The organism is Paenibacillus sp. RUD330, from assembly GCF_002243345.2.
Classification (GTDB): domain Bacteria; phylum Bacillota; class Bacilli; order Paenibacillales; family Paenibacillaceae; genus Paenibacillus_O.
This window is the reverse complement of the sequence record NZ_CP022655.2, coordinates 5,080,243-5,093,968: the sequence shown is the minus strand read 5'-3', so window position 1 is coordinate 5,093,968 and position 13,726 is coordinate 5,080,243. Positions and strand designations below refer to the sequence as shown.

Here is a 13,726-nt window from a genome sequence, read left to right as displayed (position 1 = left end):
ACAGTTCAACTGTATGGTTTGCCAAAGCGAAAAATCCCGTCATTTCAAGGTTTTTTTGCCCAAGTTCACGGAAAGTTTGCTATTATCAAAATTGACAAACCTTCGATTGCTTGGATAAAATAATGAGGGTTGATTGGGGACAAACCATGGCCAGGAAGAGCAAGGGAGAAGACCCGCTGAAGGCGCTTGCGCTTGTAGGCGCGCTCGGCATCGATGTTGCCATATGCACATACATCGGTTATTGGCTCGCTGCCCGTTACGGGGGAACTCCAGGATGGATCATCGTCGGGGTGTTCGCCGGGCTGGCGGCAGGAATTGTTTCCGTCATCTTTATTGTCAGAAAGGTTCTGGAGGACAGCAATGAATGAAGTGCTCAAGATGACCAAGTCCGCGGTCATGCTGCTTGCAGCCGCGCTGCTGCTCGTCTGGGTTCTGCTTCCGGACTGGCGCACGGTTGCCGCAGGCTGCCTGCTTGGCATAGCGGCAGGATCGTTCAACGCCTTTCTTCTGCGCAGGCGGGTCCAGTGGATCGGGGTCATGGCTTCCGGGGAGGCTCCCAAAAGGGCAGGAACCGGAATGGCCGGCAGAATCGCGATGGTGCTGCTCGTCGTCATGATCGCATACCGCAAGCCGGACTATTTCAATCTTCCCTCCGCCTTGGCCTCATGTTTTGCGGTGCCTTTTGTTATACTGGTATGCGCTTTCTTTGTCAATCTCCGGCTACGCCGTGGAAAGGGGTGAAATTTAAGGTATGCATGAATTTCCGATTTACCATTGGAATGGACTGAACATCGACGTTTCAGCATTTATCGCGATTACCGTTTCGGTCATCGCGACGTTCCTCCTGGTCAAGCTGCTGACTCGAAAATTGTCGGTTGCGAATCCTTCCAAGGCGCAGAACTTCATGGAATGGGCGGTTGACTTCGTTCACTCGACCATTGCAAGCACGATGCCGCTGAACCGGGTTCGTCCGTTTCTTGGTCTTGGCTTGACGTTGATTCTTTTCATCTTCGTCTCCAACCTGCTCGGTCTTCCGTTCGGCATCGTGACCGAAATCCACCATCCGGGCTGGGGGGTTGCCGCCGAAACGCTCGCCAAGCATGACGGCCATGCGGAGCTGGCGTGGTGGAAATCACCGACAGCCGACCTATCCGTTACTTCCGGACTGGCGCTGATCGTTTTCCTGCTCGTCCATTTCCTCGGCATGAAGATGAACGCCAAGCATTATTTCCAGCATTACTTCAAGCCTTACCCGATTTTCTTCCCGCTGAACATCATCGAGACGATCGCGAAGCCGGTCACGCTGGCTCTCCGTTTGTTCGCGAACATCTTCGCGGGCGAGGTGCTGATCGCCACCATCCTCATGCTTGGCGTCATCGGTACGCCGTTCATGATCATCTGGCAGGGCTTCAGTATTTTCGTAGGCGCCATCCAGGCGTTCCTGTTCACGATCCTCACCATGGTGTACATCTCGCAAGCCGCCATTCACGACGAAGACGGCGCGCACTGATCCACAGCAGTTCGTACTGATTCCGAGGACGTCGCGTACGGCTTCGGTCGGTGTTGAAATAACCCACACTCACCCAATTTAGAGGAGGATTTTAAACAATGGAAGTATTGGCAGCAGCAATCGCAGTTGGTCTCGGCGCAGTAGGCGCGGGCGTAGGTAACGGTCTTATCGTCAGCAAAACAGTAGAAGGCATCTCCCGCCAGCCGGAAGCGGCAAGCAAGCTTCAAACGACGATGTTCATCGGCGTAGGTATCGTCGAAGTCGTGCCGATCATCGGCGTTGTCATCGGCTTCCTCGCTTTCTTCAAATAATAGCAGCAGATTCTGCTGAACTCGACATGGCGGGGAAGGCCATTGCCCTCCACGCCATCGTCATAAAAATCGGGGTTTGCCCTAAAGCTTGAAGCTTAGTCGGCATTCCGATTGTCCGTGCAGCTGCGCCGAGTCGCCTGACCGGCAGCGGGCTGCACGGCATGAATGTGAATGGCAAGTGAAAGGAGAGCGGTCATGTCCTGGCATTGGGAGTCTTTTGTGTACGCGATCGTCGCGTTCCTCATTCTGTACTGGCTGCTGAACAAGTATGCGTTCGGTCCCCTGTTCGGAATCATGGAACAGCGCCGCCAAATGGTACTTGAGCAGATGAATGCGGCCGAGAACAGCCGCAAGGAAGCTTCCGCCGAAATGGAAGCCCAGAAGCAAGCTCTGGCGCAAGCGCGCCAAGAAGCAAACGATATCATCGAAAAGGCTCGGATCACGAGCACAAAGCAGGCCGACAGCATCATCGATACGGCCCGTTCCGAAGCATCCCGCCTCAAAGACGATGCCGTCCGCGACATCGAGAGCGAGAAGAACAAAGCCATCGCTTCCCTGCGCAGCGAAGTCGGCAGCATGTCCGTCGCGATTGCTTCCAAGATCGTCGAGAAGCAAATCGACGAGAAATCGCAGGAGCAAATTGTTGACAACTACCTCAAAGAGGTTGGAAGCAAATGAGCCGCGACACGGTAATCGCAAAACGTTACGCGCAGGCGCTGTACGATGTTGCGAGCACGCAAAACCTGGTGGCGGAAGTGCGCCAGCAGCTTGAGCTGATTGCCGGAGCCTTGGCATCCGACGGAGACGTATCCCGTTTCCTGTCGACGCCAGGCATCGAGCCGTCGGTCAAGCTGGACATCATCAAAAAAGCAATCGGGGACCGCGTGTCCTCTATTGTTCTGAATACGGTCACGCTCCTGATCGAACGCGGCCGCCAGTCATCGGTCGGCAGCGTCAGCGAAGCCTACGGCCGAATCGCCGACGAGGCTTCCGGCGAATCGCGCGCGACCGTCTATACGGCGATCGCGCTCAGCGAAGCCGAGCTCGCGAAGGTGCTCCAGCAATTCGGAGTCATCGCAGGGCGGCGCATCATCGGCGAGCAGGTCGTCGAGCCTTCCCTTCTGGGCGGCATCAAGGTCCGCATCGGAGACAAGATCTATGACGGATCGCTCTCCACCAAGCTGGACCGCCTGAGCAAGCAAATCAATTCCCAAGCACTGTAGATAGGGGTGAAGAAATTGAGCATCAGACCTGATGAAATCAGCACGCTGATTAAGCAGCAGATTGAACAATATAAATCCGAGATCCAAGTCGACGAGGTCGGAACGGTTATCCAAGTCGGCGACGGCATCGCTCGCGTGCACGGCCTTGAGAACGCTATGGCCGGCGAGCTGCTCGAGTTCTCCAACGGCGTTGTAGGCATGGCGCTCAACCTTGAGGAGAGCAATGTCGGTGTCGTTATCCTTGGACCGTACACGGATATCCGTGAAGGCGACCAAGTGAAGCGCACGGGCCGCATCATGGAAGTACCTGTAGGCGACGCTCTTCTGGGCCGCGTTGTCAACGCTCTGGGCCAGCCGCTTGACGGCAACGGTCCGATCGCGACGACGGCCAGCCGTCCGATCGAATCGCCGGCACCGGGCGTCATGGCCCGTAAATCCGTATTCGAGCCGATGCAGACGGGCATCAAGGCGATCGACGCCATGATTCCGATCGGCCGCGGCCAGCGCGAGCTCATCATCGGCGACCGCCAAACGGGCAAAACGCAAATCGCGATCGACACGATCGTCAACCAAAAGGGCAACGGCGTCGTCTGCATCTACGTCGCTATCGGCCAAAAGCAATCGACGGTCCGTACGGTTGTCGAATCCCTCCGCCGCCAAGGCGCGTTGGATTACACCATCGTTGTAACGGCGAGCGCTTCCGAGCCGTCCCCGCTGCTTTACATCGCTCCTTACACGGGCTGCTCCATGGGCGAGTACTTCATGTACAACGGCAAGCATGTTCTCGTCATCTACGATGACCTGTCCAAGCAAGCCGCCGCTTACCGCGAGCTGTCCCTGCTGCTTCGCCGCCCACCGGGCCGGGAAGCCTATCCGGGCGACGTCTTCTACCTGCACTCCCGCCTGCTGGAGCGCGCGGCCAAGCTGAACGACGAGCTCGGCGGCGGATCCCTTACGGCGCTTCCGTTCATCGAGACGCAAGCCGGAGACATCTCCGCCTACATCCCGACGAACGTCATCTCCATCACGGACGGACAGATCTTCCTGGAGTCCGACCTGTTCTACTCCGGCCAGCGTCCGGCTGTCAACGTCGGCAACTCCGTATCCCGCGTAGGCTCCTCCGCTCAAACGAAGGCGATGAAAAAGGTAGCCGGCACGCTGAAGCTCGACCTTGCCCAGTACCGCGAGCTGGCGGCATTCGCCCAATTCGGCTCCGACCTGGACAAAGTGACCAAGTCCCGCCTCGACCGCGGCGAGCGCACGCTGGAAATCCTGAAGCAAGGCATCAACCAGCCTATGCCTCTGGAGCGCCAGGTTGTCTCCCTGTTCGCGGTAACGCGCGGCCATGTGGATGATATCCCGGTCCAGGACGTCCGCCGCTTCGAGGGCGAGCTGCTGAGCTTCGTGGATGCCAACAAGCCGGAGATTCTGACTTCCATCCGCGATACCAAAGACCTCTCCTCCGACAACGAGAAAGCACTTGTAGCCGCCATCCAGGACTTCAAGAAAGGCTTCTCCCGTTCGGTTTAATAGCAAGGAACGATGATGCCGGTCCCCGTGCCTGACTATAGGCATGGGGCCGATAAGTAAGGTGGTGAGTACTAATGGCAAAAGGCATGCGGGAGATCAAGCGCTCGCTCAAGAGCAAGCAGAATATGAAGCAGATCACCAAAGCGATGGAAATGGTCGCTGCGGCGAAGCTTCGCCGCGCGCAGGAGGCGGCATTGTCGGCCCGTCCTTACACGGACAAGATCCGCGAAGTCGTCTCCAGCATCGCCGCCGGCGCAGGCAGCATTCGTCATCCTATGCTGCAGTCGCGCGAGGTGAAGCGCACAGCTTACCTGATCGTGACGTCGGACCGCGGACTCGCTGGCGGTTACAACATCAACGTACTGCGCAAGCTGTCCAATACGATCGCCGAGAAGCACCGGTCCAAGGACGAGTACGAAATCCTCGTTGTCGGCCGTAAAGGCAGCGCCTACTTGACGCGCCGCAGCATGAACATCGCCGAGGAAGTGACGGGAATCTCCGATTCCCCGAAATACGGCGATATCAAGCCGGTCGCCTACAAAGCCGTTCAAGGCTTTGAAGAAGGCCGTTACGATGAGGTCTATATCGTCTACAACCGCTTCATCAATGCCATTTCCCAGATTCCGACGATGAAGAAGCTGCTGCCGCTGAGCTCCGATGAGTTCACCGGTGCTGCGGCGCAGTACGAGTACGAGCCGGATGCGGAATCCGTGCTCAGCGTCCTGCTGCCCAAGTATGCCGAGACGGTCGTGTACAGCGCGATTCTCGAAGGCAAGGCGAGCGAGTTCGGCGCCAGGATGACGGCAATGGGCAATGCGACGAAGAATGCGACGAAGCTCATCGGCGAGCTTACGCTCTCTTACAACCGCGCGCGTCAGGCCGCGATCACCCAAGAAATTGCGGAGATCGTCGGCGGAGCAAGCGCCCAGCAATAATCACACGCAGATGAGCAGGCTGCGGCCTGCTTCATAGATGCACGTGCAACTATCTTTACTACAGGAGGGACCCCCATGAGCAACGGTCGCGTTGTCCAGGTACTGGGACCGGTTGTCGACGTTGAATTCGACAACGGCCATCTGCCAGAAATCCTGAACGCAATTAAGATTGAACAAAAGGCCCAGAACTCTTCCGAAAAAGACGTGAAGCTGACTCTCGAAGTGGCCACCCACCTCGGAAACAACACAGTTCGCTGCGTCGCGATGTCCTCCACGGACGGCCTCGTGCGCGGAACGGCTGCTGTTGATACCGGCGCAGCCATCACCGTACCGGTCGGACCGGCTACGCTCGGCCGCGTATTCAGCGTTGTCGGCGATCCGATCGACAACAACGGTGACGTAGACCGCAGCATCACGCTGCCGATCCACCGTCAAGCTCCGGTATTCGAGGATCTGTCCACGCAGCAGGAAGTTCTGGAAACCGGCATCAAGGTCATCGACCTGATGGCTCCGTACGCCAAGGGCGGCAAGGTCGGCCTGTTCGGCGGCGCCGGCGTAGGCAAAACGGTCACGATGCAGGAGCTTATCCACAACATCGCTTCCGAACACGGCGGTATTTCCGTATTTGCCGGCGTAGGCGAGCGTACTCGTGAGGGCAACGACCTTTACCACGAGATGAGCGAATCCGGCGTTATCGAGAAAACGGCCATGGTATTCGGCCAGATGAACGAGCCTCCAGGCGCGCGTCTTCGCGTAGCCCTGACCGGTCTGACGATGGCGGAATACTTCCGCGATCAAGAAAACCGCGACGTGCTCCTGTTTGTCGACAACATCTTCCGCTTCACTCAAGCGGGCTCCGAAGTATCCGCGCTGCTCGGCCGCATGCCGTCCGCGGTAGGTTACCAGCCGACGCTGGCAACCGAGATGGGCCAGCTGCAAGAGCGCATCACTTCCACGAAGAACGGCTCGGTTACGTCGATCCAGGCGATCTACGTTCCTGCCGATGACTACACCGACCCGGCTCCTGCCACGGCGTTCGCCCACTTGGACTCCACGACCAACCTGGAGCGTAACATCGCCGCTATGGGTATCTTCCCGGCAGTCGACCCGCTGGCTTCGTCCTCGCGCGTCCTGACTCCGGAAATCGTCGGCGAAGAGCACTATCAAGTGGCTCAAAGCGTGAAGAAGCTTCTTCAGCGCTACAAAGAGCTGCTCGATATCATCGCCATCCTCGGCATGGACGAACTGTCCGAGGAAGACAAGCTCGTCGTGCTTCGCGCACGCCGCGTCCAGCTGTTCCTGTCGCAGCCGCTTCACGTTGCAGCAGCATTCAACGGCATGCCTGGCCTGTCCGTACGGATCAAGGATACGGTACGGGGCTTCAAGGAAATTCTTGAAGGCAAGCATGATGATCTTCCGGAACCAGCGTTCCATAACGTCGGAACGATTGAAGACGCCGTTGCCAAAGCGAAGAAGCTCGCTCAAGAGGTTTAATCCTCGGCGGATGGAGGTTATCGTATGAGCACCTTACTGCTTGAAATCGTTACGCCGGAGCGTACCGTTTATTCCAAGGATGTGAACATGGTCATCATCCGCGGAGTAGAGGGCGAGATGGGCATCCTGCCTAATCACGTTCCTACGGTCACGCCTCTGAAGATATCCGCCGTTACGGCGAAGATCGGCAGCAATTATGAAAACATCGCGGTGAGTGGAGGCTTTGCCGAAGTTCGCCACGAGAAAGTCGTCATTCTGGCCGAAAGCGCCGAGCTTCCGGGCGAGATCGATGTGGACCGTGCCGAGCTGGCCAAGAAGCGCGCTGAAGAGCGCATTCGCAACCGCAACAAGGAAACCGTCGATCATCATCGTGCGGAGCTTGCGCTTCAACGTGCGCTCAACCGTCTGAACACCAGAGGTTGATCCCGTCCTCAAAAGCCCCTCTCCCGTTAGGTACCGATAACGGAGGAGGGGCTTTTTTGTTTTATTGTTATGGAATATACTGGAATGCAAATGAAATCCAGCCATTTCGACGAAAAAAATTACAGGGGAGGACGGGATATATGGCAGGGGCGCTTTTTTTATTGAGCATGCTGGCAGCGGCTTTATTGACGGATTCGCCGCCTCGATTCAAAGAGATTATAAAATGATGCCGCGAATTGAGATGGCAGGATGAATTGAGATTGCAGGATGAATTGAGGTTTGCGGCAGGGGAGTTTCGACCGAAAGTCCGATGACAATGAAGCCAACGGCGGATGCCGATCGTCTCTCCAATCAAGTATGATAAGGACAGGAGCAGCCACTTCGTTGCACGCAACGACGAATGCAACCTGAGCGCAATATCAGCAAGCCTCGATAAGCAGGCATATAGATGCGGTACCAGCAATCCCTCGATCGGCAGGCTTATAGATGCGGTTACAGCAGTTCTAAGTTCGCACATCCTTTACATCCATGACAGCGGGGAGAGTGCTCCAGCAATGATCGATATCCATACCCACATCCTTCCCGGCATCGACGACGGAGCCCGGAACGTGGAGCAAACGCTCGCTTTGGCGAGAGCGGCGCAGCTTGAAGGCATCACCGATATCATCGCTACCCCTCATCACGCCAACGGAGCTTATTGGAATATGGCAGCCGACGTGCGGGAGCTGACGCGCCGGACCGGAGAGCTGCTGCTGCAGCATGGCATACCGATTGCTTTGCATCCGGGCCAAGAGATCCGTGTCCATGCGGAACTGCTCGACAATTGGGAGAAGCGGGAGCTGCTGACGCTTGCGGATACCCCCTATATGCTGCTTGAAATGCCGACTGCGGAGATTCCTTCCGGAATGGCCGAGCTGGTCTATGAGCTGACGCTTCAAGGGGTGCGGCCTGTCATTGCCCATCCTGAACGCAATGAGCAGGCGATGCGGGAGCCTGCTCTTCTGGAAGAGCTCATCTCGCTCGGGGCTTGGGGACAAGTGACGACGCATTCGCTGCTGGGGCTGTACGGAAGATCGATCGAGAAGGCTTCCTGGTCGATGATGCGCTCCGGTCTCGTCCATCTCGTCTCCTCGGATGCGCATCATGCGGAGCGCCGGGGATTCCGCTTGGCGGCCGCCTATGCCGCCATCTCCGAACGGCTCGGGGATGACTGGAAAGCTTATTTCATGCAAAATGCCGCCAGTCTGCTCGCAGGAGACGACCTGCTTGGGACGGAGCAGCTGCAGGCGGCAGCAGCTTCTGGAGGAAGGCCCCAAGGCTTGCTGCGAAGCTTGTTCGGCCGACGGAGCCGCTGAATGGAGCCTTCGATTTTGCATGAAACGAACCTCGAACGCGGGGACGGAAGCGGGAATGGAAGGCGCAGCCAATAGAAAAAAGCTTTGGACCGCCAGCGGCCCAAAGCTTTTTTTGGTTCAGCCGGCTGAACCGGAAGGCTGGATGGAGTAGGTCGCCCGCTTTGTCCTCACCCGGATTTCTCCGTCCTGCTCGATGAGGGAGTCATCCGCTTGGAGCGGAATTTCATAGGAGTCGCCAGGCACGGGCTCGCGGCCCTTGTCGGTGACGATGCTGGCGGAACCGTGCAGCAGCAGGATCGTTCCCGACACATAATCATCCGATGAAGGATTATGCAGCAGCTCCGCTCCGCTGAACGTCATGCGGACCTTATCCAAATCTCCGTCTTCCTGCTTGACGATATCGACATCCTCGCCCTTGCGGGCTTCCAGCAGCTCCAGCAGCCGGCTGACATTCATGGCATCCGACATGGACCATCTCCACCTTTCTTGGATCGAAGTAAATGTACGGCCGGGACCTCCTGCTGCCGGCAGCATGACGCGGCCGATCGCAGAGTCTGCGGCAGCCGCCCGATCGCGGTTGATTCCTAGAGGCTCTTCTGATCTTTATTTACAGCAAATGCCTTGAAATGAAGCAGCAGAACGACCGCCAAGGCAGGCGCTGGCCGAGGCGGCTGGCGGACGGATTCAGTCGTCCTTGCGTCCATAGCTGCGGGCGAAGCTTTTGACCCGGTTGTAGACGGCTCGGTCGATCTTTTTGAAGGCCCCGTACTGGGGATGGTTCGTATTGACCTCCAGCACCCACAGCCTTTTGCTCCGGTCGATCGCGAAGTCGATTCCCATCTCGCGCATGCCGCCGTAACGGCGGGACAACGACTTGGATATCGCCAGCGCCGACTCTCCGATGAACTCGTTGTTGGCGCGGGCGGGGGAAGATCCCATTCCTTGCATTTCCCATAGCTTGGACAGCAGGTAGAGCTTGGCGCCCTGATGGGCGTTGGTCACGATGCGATTGGGCAGCGCCACCTTGACTATCAGAGCCGTGCAGGTCCAGGGTCCTTTGGGCTTGCGCTGTACCATGGCGCGGATGTCGTATGGCTTGCCTTCGATCCGGTCGAGCTGAATGCCGCGCTGGATGATCAGCTTTCCGGATTTGCGGGTTTTCCGGATATGTTCGTACACCTGGTCGAGATTCCCGAACGAGCGGGAGATCTGTTTGCGGAAAATCACGGAGGCGAGCTCGTACCCGCTCCCTTTGCGCCGAAGCCTATGGATTCCCATGCCCAGAGAGCCTATATTCGGCTTGATATACAGAATTTCAAAGCGCGAAGCCATTTTCTTCAGCTGCTTGCGGGAGAAGGCGGCCGTCCGGGGAACAAAGTGCGCCGTAGCGGAATCTTTGCGCAGCATCCGGCTTACTCGAAGTTTTCCCCAAAGGGTGCGGGAATTATAGGTTTTGACGTATTTTTTTATTGTTGGCATCCTGCTTGATCACCTCTACCCCTACCTTATGCCTGCAGGCTTGGACGGACGTGTGCGGATGACATGCCCCTGGCTCAAAAGGCGGCTGGCCGGATAAGGAACAGGCATGCTGCGCAAGCTGATTTCAGGCGTGCCTGTTTGTCCCGGCCCGGATGGGGTAATGAGAAGACATGAAGCCTGATTCTAACGAAAGAATATTCGGAAGGGGATTGTAAAAATGGCAACTCAAACCGCCAGCCGCGGCAAAGCGGCAAAGAATACGAAGACGCAGGATGCGCTGAACCGTCAAGTCGCTTCGATGGGCGTACTGTACATGAAGCTCCATTCCTTCCATTGGAATGTGTCCGGTCCTAATTTCTATACTCTCCACGTCAAGTTCGAGGAGTTCTATAATGCCGTCACGCTCATGTTCGACGAAGCGGCGGAACGCCTGATCGGAATCGGCGGCAAGCCGGTATCCACCATGAAGGGCATGCTGGATCTGTCTTCCATCAAGGAGGCGACGGAAAAGGAAGATGCCGAAACGATGGTGCGGAATCTGATCGACGACTTCAATACCCTTGCCGAGGACATGAAGGTAGCCGCCGAAACGGCCGAAGAAGAAGACGATGCGGCGACGGGCGACATTCTGACCGGCATGGTGGAGCAGCTGGATCAGCACCGCTGGATGCTGGAGAAGTTTTTGGCGTAGACACCGCGCCTTGCGGGATGCGAGCATGCAATAGGCCCTTCGGATATCCGGAGGGCTTGTTGTTGTATCCATTTTGTGAACGCTACAGGAATAGCGCCTTGCGGCCCGAATTATTGATAGAATGGATAAGCGAGTAATTCCTTTTTCACATCATGCGCATCGCGCTGCTCCCTCGGTCGACTATCGGAAAAGCAGGGATAGATACGCGCGGGCGTCATAGGATAGATACGAGCAAAGGATTTGAGGCTTATGAAAGCAAGGATTCAAGCTCACGCCGCCCATAGCCGCGCGCTCAGATGCGGCCATGCCGCGGCTCTTCTTGCGGCCGTCACCCTGGCGGCAGCCCCGTCCATGCCGCCGGGCAGCGCGAGCGGCATGGCGGCGAAGCCCGACGACGACGCCCGGATCCAGCAAGAAGGGCCGGCAGCTCCCAAGGCGAACGATCCCGGCTTGGCGAAGCAAGCTTTTCTCGATCAGATCGGAGCCGACAAGGCCTGGAAGCTGGTCACGGAGCAGACATCCATTACCATCGCGGTCGTAGACACAGGCGTGGATCTGGATCATCCCGATCTTCAGCCCAATCTGCTTCCGGGCATCAATCTGCTGAAGCCGGATGAGCCTCCGCGGGACGACAACGGCCACGGCACAAGCGTCGCGGGGGTCGTGGCGGCAGCGGGCAACAACGGCAAGGGAGTGGCGGGAGTCATCTGGAAAGCCCGCATCCTGCCGATCAAGGCTCTCGACCATAACGGCTATGGCGACGAACGCCAGCTTGGCGAGGGCATCCGCAAGGCCATCTCGGAAGGAGCGCGCATCGTCGTGTTGTCCGTAGGGCTGTACCATTCCTCTCCGTACATGAGGGATATCGCCGCCCTGGCCGAACAGAAGGGCGTGCTTCTCGTTGCCGCCGCAGGCAACGACGGCCGCCGCTTCGGCAGCCGCGCCGCCGTGAAGTATCCGGCTGCTTATCCGACGGTGCTGGCCGTTGGAGGAGTCGGTCCCGACGGACTGCCGGACTCGCGCTCCAACCAAGGGCCGGAGCTGGACATCGCTGCTCCGTGGAAGGTGTATACGACGGCTGCGGGCGGCGGATACCATTACGTGGAGGGCACCTCGATGGCTGCTCCCCAGGCTGCCGCAGCAGCAGCGCTGCTCTGGGCCAAATACCCGTCGCTGAAGCCTTACCAGATTCGTTCCATGCTGCGGCAGACGGCCAAAGACGAGGGGGGAAAGGGATTCGACTATGGAGCCGGCTACGGCCTTCTGAGAATCGATTCCGCTCTCGCCGACCGCTACAAGGCTGATCCGCATGAGCCGGACGACTCGGCCAAGGCAGCCGCCGTGCTTCCTCTGGGCAAGCAGCTGTCTGGACAGCTATCCGGATCCGGGGATCAGGATTGGTACCGTCTGGAATGCCCGTACGACGGCATCGTCAGCCTGGACTACACCCAGCTCACTTCTCCCGGAGCCGGCGCGTCCGCCGTCCGGATCGAGCTGGAGGAAGCGGGGGGCGTCAAGAAAATGCCTCTGAAGCTCCGCAACCATAAGCTTGAATGGCGCGTCAGAAAAGGAACGAACCGGCTGATGCTGCGGCTCGAACCCGGAAGCGGCGCGAAGCAGGTGCCCTATCTGCTCTCCACGCGTCTGCGCATGCTGCCAGACAAGGGGGAGAACAATGATACGGCAGGCAGAGCCTATCCTTTGGCCGACCGCTCCCTCGAGTTTCAAGGAACCTTCCATCAAGCGGCGGATGTGGACTGGTATTCGATCCGGGTCGCCAAGAAAGGCACGATGAGGCTGCAGGTGGAGGCAGGCACGATGCGGATGGATCCGGCCTTCGCCTACCGCAGGGCCGGAGGAGAAGCTCTGGTTGTGGACAGCAACGGGGAAGGCGTAGCGGAAACAAGTCCGCTTATTCCCGTCACCCCCGGCACGTACGAAATCAAGGTATGGGATGCGGGGGAAGACGCGGCGGCGCCGGCAACGGGCTACTATACGCTCAAGGTGACGCGCGGCGGCTGAACATGCCGCTTGCGGCGGCAAAAGAGGAAAGCCGCGAATACATAGACGGAAGAGCAAGGGACTTTTAATGGAGCGCTCCGGTTCCGATGGATAAAGGAGATGCCTTTCCGCTTGAATTCCTTTCCCGATACGACCGATCCGGGGCGCTCCGTCGCATGAAGGCGAATAATGGCGAAAGCTACATTGCTATGCCGATAGAATCGCGCCAAGGAATTTATTGCCGTTTACGGGCAAAGGAACGGGGTTATTAATGAACAGTAATCAAGTATGGTCGTCGCTTGGATGGAACGGGCTGTTCTCCATCGCCGTGACGATCGGAAGCATCTTGCTTGCCTGGTACCTGCTGCAGGAGCTCAAGCTGGATACTTGGTTCAAGCAGCCGAGAAGCCCGAGAGCGCGCGTCTTTATTGCGGTTCTTGCCGTTGTGATCGGGCACTCGTTCGCCCGCTTCATCCTGGATTACTGGTCCTGGACATCCATGCTGAAGCTGCTCTGAGCCATCCGTCGAATAACGGATCGGACATTTGCAGACAATAACGCATAAGACGGAACCAATCCGGAGACATGCTGCGAATGATATCCTTTGAGCGATCATGCACGAGGGAAGAGACCCGGGCTAAAGTCCCCTTATTTTGACGAATAGTCGGGATAAAAATAACGCTTGTCGATTTCTGTAGACGAGTGTTAATATGGTCTGTGGTAATCTGGCTTATTCCTGCCTTTTTCACCTATTTTGACCTTTCAAACCATTCA

Annotated in this window: 16 protein-coding genes; 14 read left to right on the top strand and 2 right to left on the bottom strand. The window is 57.6% G+C overall.

Features of this window, described 5'->3' with window-relative positions; translation table 11 throughout:
• Window positions 1-146: 146 nt before the first annotated feature.
• From CIC07_RS23105 to CIC07_RS23055, 11 genes are all read left to right on the top strand, one after another.
• A complete protein-coding gene (locus CIC07_RS23105; RefSeq protein ID WP_049868381.1) occupies window positions 147-368 on the top strand; it encodes an AtpZ/AtpI family protein in 222 nt (73 codons plus the stop codon).
• Window positions 361-741: an ATP synthase subunit I gene (locus tag CIC07_RS23100; RefSeq protein WP_076357774.1), complete on the top strand. Its 381-nt coding sequence runs from the start codon at window positions 361-363 to the stop codon at window positions 739-741. Before CIC07_RS23105 ends, CIC07_RS23100 begins: the two co-directional genes overlap by 8 nt.
• A gap of 10 nt (window positions 742-751) precedes the next feature.
• Window positions 752-1,510 (top strand): F0F1 ATP synthase subunit A, encoded by a 759-nt coding sequence (atpB, locus tag CIC07_RS23095; RefSeq protein WP_076357775.1) that lies wholly within the window; start codon window positions 752-754, stop codon window positions 1,508-1,510.
• 98 nt (window positions 1,511-1,608) lie between these two features.
• Window positions 1,609-1,821 (top strand): F0F1 ATP synthase subunit C, encoded by a 213-nt coding sequence (gene atpE, locus CIC07_RS23090; protein WP_076357776.1) that lies wholly within the window; start codon window positions 1,609-1,611, stop codon window positions 1,819-1,821.
• Between the two features lie 195 nt (window positions 1,822-2,016).
• On the top strand, window positions 2,017-2,499 hold the full coding sequence (atpF, locus tag CIC07_RS23085; RefSeq protein ID WP_076357777.1) for a F0F1 ATP synthase subunit B: 483 nt from the start codon (window positions 2,017-2,019) through the stop codon (window positions 2,497-2,499).
• Entirely contained in the window at window positions 2,496-3,044 is a 549-nt protein-coding gene (locus CIC07_RS23080) for a F0F1 ATP synthase subunit delta (RefSeq protein ID WP_076357778.1), read from the top strand. The genes atpF and CIC07_RS23080 overlap by 4 nt, the downstream gene beginning before the upstream one ends.
• 15 nt (window positions 3,045-3,059) lie before the next feature.
• Complete coding sequence (gene atpA / locus CIC07_RS23075) at window positions 3,060-4,574, top strand: F0F1 ATP synthase subunit alpha (protein ID WP_076357779.1); 1,515 nt, start codon at window positions 3,060-3,062, stop codon at window positions 4,572-4,574.
• 74 nt (window positions 4,575-4,648) lie between these two features.
• Window positions 4,649-5,509, top strand: coding sequence for an ATP synthase F1 subunit gamma (atpG, locus tag CIC07_RS23070; protein ID WP_076357780.1), 861 nt, complete (start codon window positions 4,649-4,651; stop codon window positions 5,507-5,509).
• A 75-nt stretch (window positions 5,510-5,584) separates the two neighbouring features.
• Window positions 5,585-7,003, top strand: a complete 1,419-nt coding sequence (gene atpD, locus CIC07_RS23065) for a F0F1 ATP synthase subunit beta (RefSeq protein WP_094248271.1) — start codon at window positions 5,585-5,587, stop codon at window positions 7,001-7,003.
• Window positions 7,004-7,027: 24 nt separating this feature from the next.
• A complete protein-coding gene (locus tag CIC07_RS23060; protein WP_076357782.1) occupies window positions 7,028-7,426 on the top strand; it encodes a F0F1 ATP synthase subunit epsilon in 399 nt (132 codons plus the stop codon).
• Window positions 7,427-7,980: 554 nt separating this feature from the next.
• Complete coding sequence (locus CIC07_RS23055) at window positions 7,981-8,781, top strand: tyrosine-protein phosphatase (protein WP_076357783.1); 801 nt, start codon at window positions 7,981-7,983, stop codon at window positions 8,779-8,781.
• 117 nt (window positions 8,782-8,898) lie between these two features.
• Here the strand turns inward: CIC07_RS23055 and ymzB are convergent, their stop codons facing one another.
• Window positions 8,899-9,249: a protein YmzB gene (gene ymzB / locus CIC07_RS23050; RefSeq protein ID WP_076357784.1), complete on the bottom strand. Its 351-nt coding sequence runs from the start codon at window positions 9,247-9,249 to the stop codon at window positions 8,899-8,901.
• 216 nt (window positions 9,250-9,465) lie between these two features.
• Window positions 9,466-10,260 carry a YheC/YheD family protein gene (locus tag CIC07_RS23045; protein ID WP_076357785.1) on the bottom strand — a complete coding sequence of 265 codons (795 nt, stop codon included), beginning with the start codon at window positions 10,258-10,260 and terminating at the stop codon, window positions 9,466-9,468.
• 217 nt (window positions 10,261-10,477) lie between these two features.
• Here CIC07_RS23045 and CIC07_RS23040 point away from each other — a divergent pair, with 217 nt between their 5' ends.
• From CIC07_RS23040 to CIC07_RS23030, 3 genes are all read left to right on the top strand, one after another.
• Window positions 10,478-10,951 carry a Dps family protein gene (locus tag CIC07_RS23040; RefSeq protein WP_076357786.1) on the top strand — a complete coding sequence of 158 codons (474 nt, stop codon included), beginning with the start codon at window positions 10,478-10,480 and terminating at the stop codon, window positions 10,949-10,951.
• A 249-nt stretch (window positions 10,952-11,200) separates the two neighbouring features.
• The gene (locus CIC07_RS23035) at window positions 11,201-12,973 is read left to right on the top strand and encodes a S8 family serine peptidase (protein ID WP_076357787.1); all 1,773 of its coding nucleotides are present in this window, start codon (window positions 11,201-11,203) and stop codon (window positions 12,971-12,973) included.
• Between the two features lie 250 nt (window positions 12,974-13,223).
• Window positions 13,224-13,469 carry a DUF1146 domain-containing protein gene (locus CIC07_RS23030; protein WP_048745683.1) on the top strand — a complete coding sequence of 82 codons (246 nt, stop codon included), beginning with the start codon at window positions 13,224-13,226 and terminating at the stop codon, window positions 13,467-13,469.
• The last annotated feature ends 257 nt before the right edge of the window (window positions 13,470-13,726 follow it).

Bases quoted from the DNA above. Each gene is read 5' to 3' on its own strand.
- CIC07_RS23105 (WP_049868381.1), top strand. From the start codon at position 147: ATGGCCAGGAAGAGCAAGGGAGAAGACCCGCTGAAGGCGCTTGCGCTT.
- CIC07_RS23100 (WP_076357774.1), top strand. From the start codon at position 361: ATGAATGAAGTGCTCAAGATGACCAAGTCCGCGGTCATGCTGCTTGCA.
- atpB (WP_076357775.1), top strand. From the start codon at position 752: ATGCATGAATTTCCGATTTACCATTGGAATGGACTGAACATCGACGTT.
- atpE (WP_076357776.1), top strand. From the start codon at position 1,609: ATGGAAGTATTGGCAGCAGCAATCGCAGTTGGTCTCGGCGCAGTAGGC.
- atpF (WP_076357777.1), top strand. From the start codon at position 2,017: ATGTCCTGGCATTGGGAGTCTTTTGTGTACGCGATCGTCGCGTTCCTC.
- CIC07_RS23080 (WP_076357778.1), top strand. From the start codon at position 2,496: ATGAGCCGCGACACGGTAATCGCAAAACGTTACGCGCAGGCGCTGTAC.
- atpG (WP_076357780.1), top strand. From the start codon at position 4,649: ATGGCAAAAGGCATGCGGGAGATCAAGCGCTCGCTCAAGAGCAAGCAG.
- atpD (WP_094248271.1), top strand. From the start codon at position 5,585: ATGAGCAACGGTCGCGTTGTCCAGGTACTGGGACCGGTTGTCGACGTT.
- CIC07_RS23060 (WP_076357782.1), top strand. From the start codon at position 7,028: ATGAGCACCTTACTGCTTGAAATCGTTACGCCGGAGCGTACCGTTTAT.
- CIC07_RS23055 (WP_076357783.1), top strand. From the start codon at position 7,981: ATGATCGATATCCATACCCACATCCTTCCCGGCATCGACGACGGAGCC.
- ymzB (WP_076357784.1), bottom strand. From the start codon at position 9,249: ATGTCGGATGCCATGAATGTCAGCCGGCTGCTGGAGCTGCTGGAAGCC.
- CIC07_RS23045 (WP_076357785.1), bottom strand. From the start codon at position 10,260: ATGCCAACAATAAAAAAATACGTCAAAACCTATAATTCCCGCACCCTT.
- CIC07_RS23040 (WP_076357786.1), top strand. From the start codon at position 10,478: ATGGCAACTCAAACCGCCAGCCGCGGCAAAGCGGCAAAGAATACGAAG.
- CIC07_RS23035 (WP_076357787.1), top strand. From the start codon at position 11,201: ATGAAAGCAAGGATTCAAGCTCACGCCGCCCATAGCCGCGCGCTCAGA.
- CIC07_RS23030 (WP_048745683.1), top strand. From the start codon at position 13,224: ATGAACAGTAATCAAGTATGGTCGTCGCTTGGATGGAACGGGCTGTTC.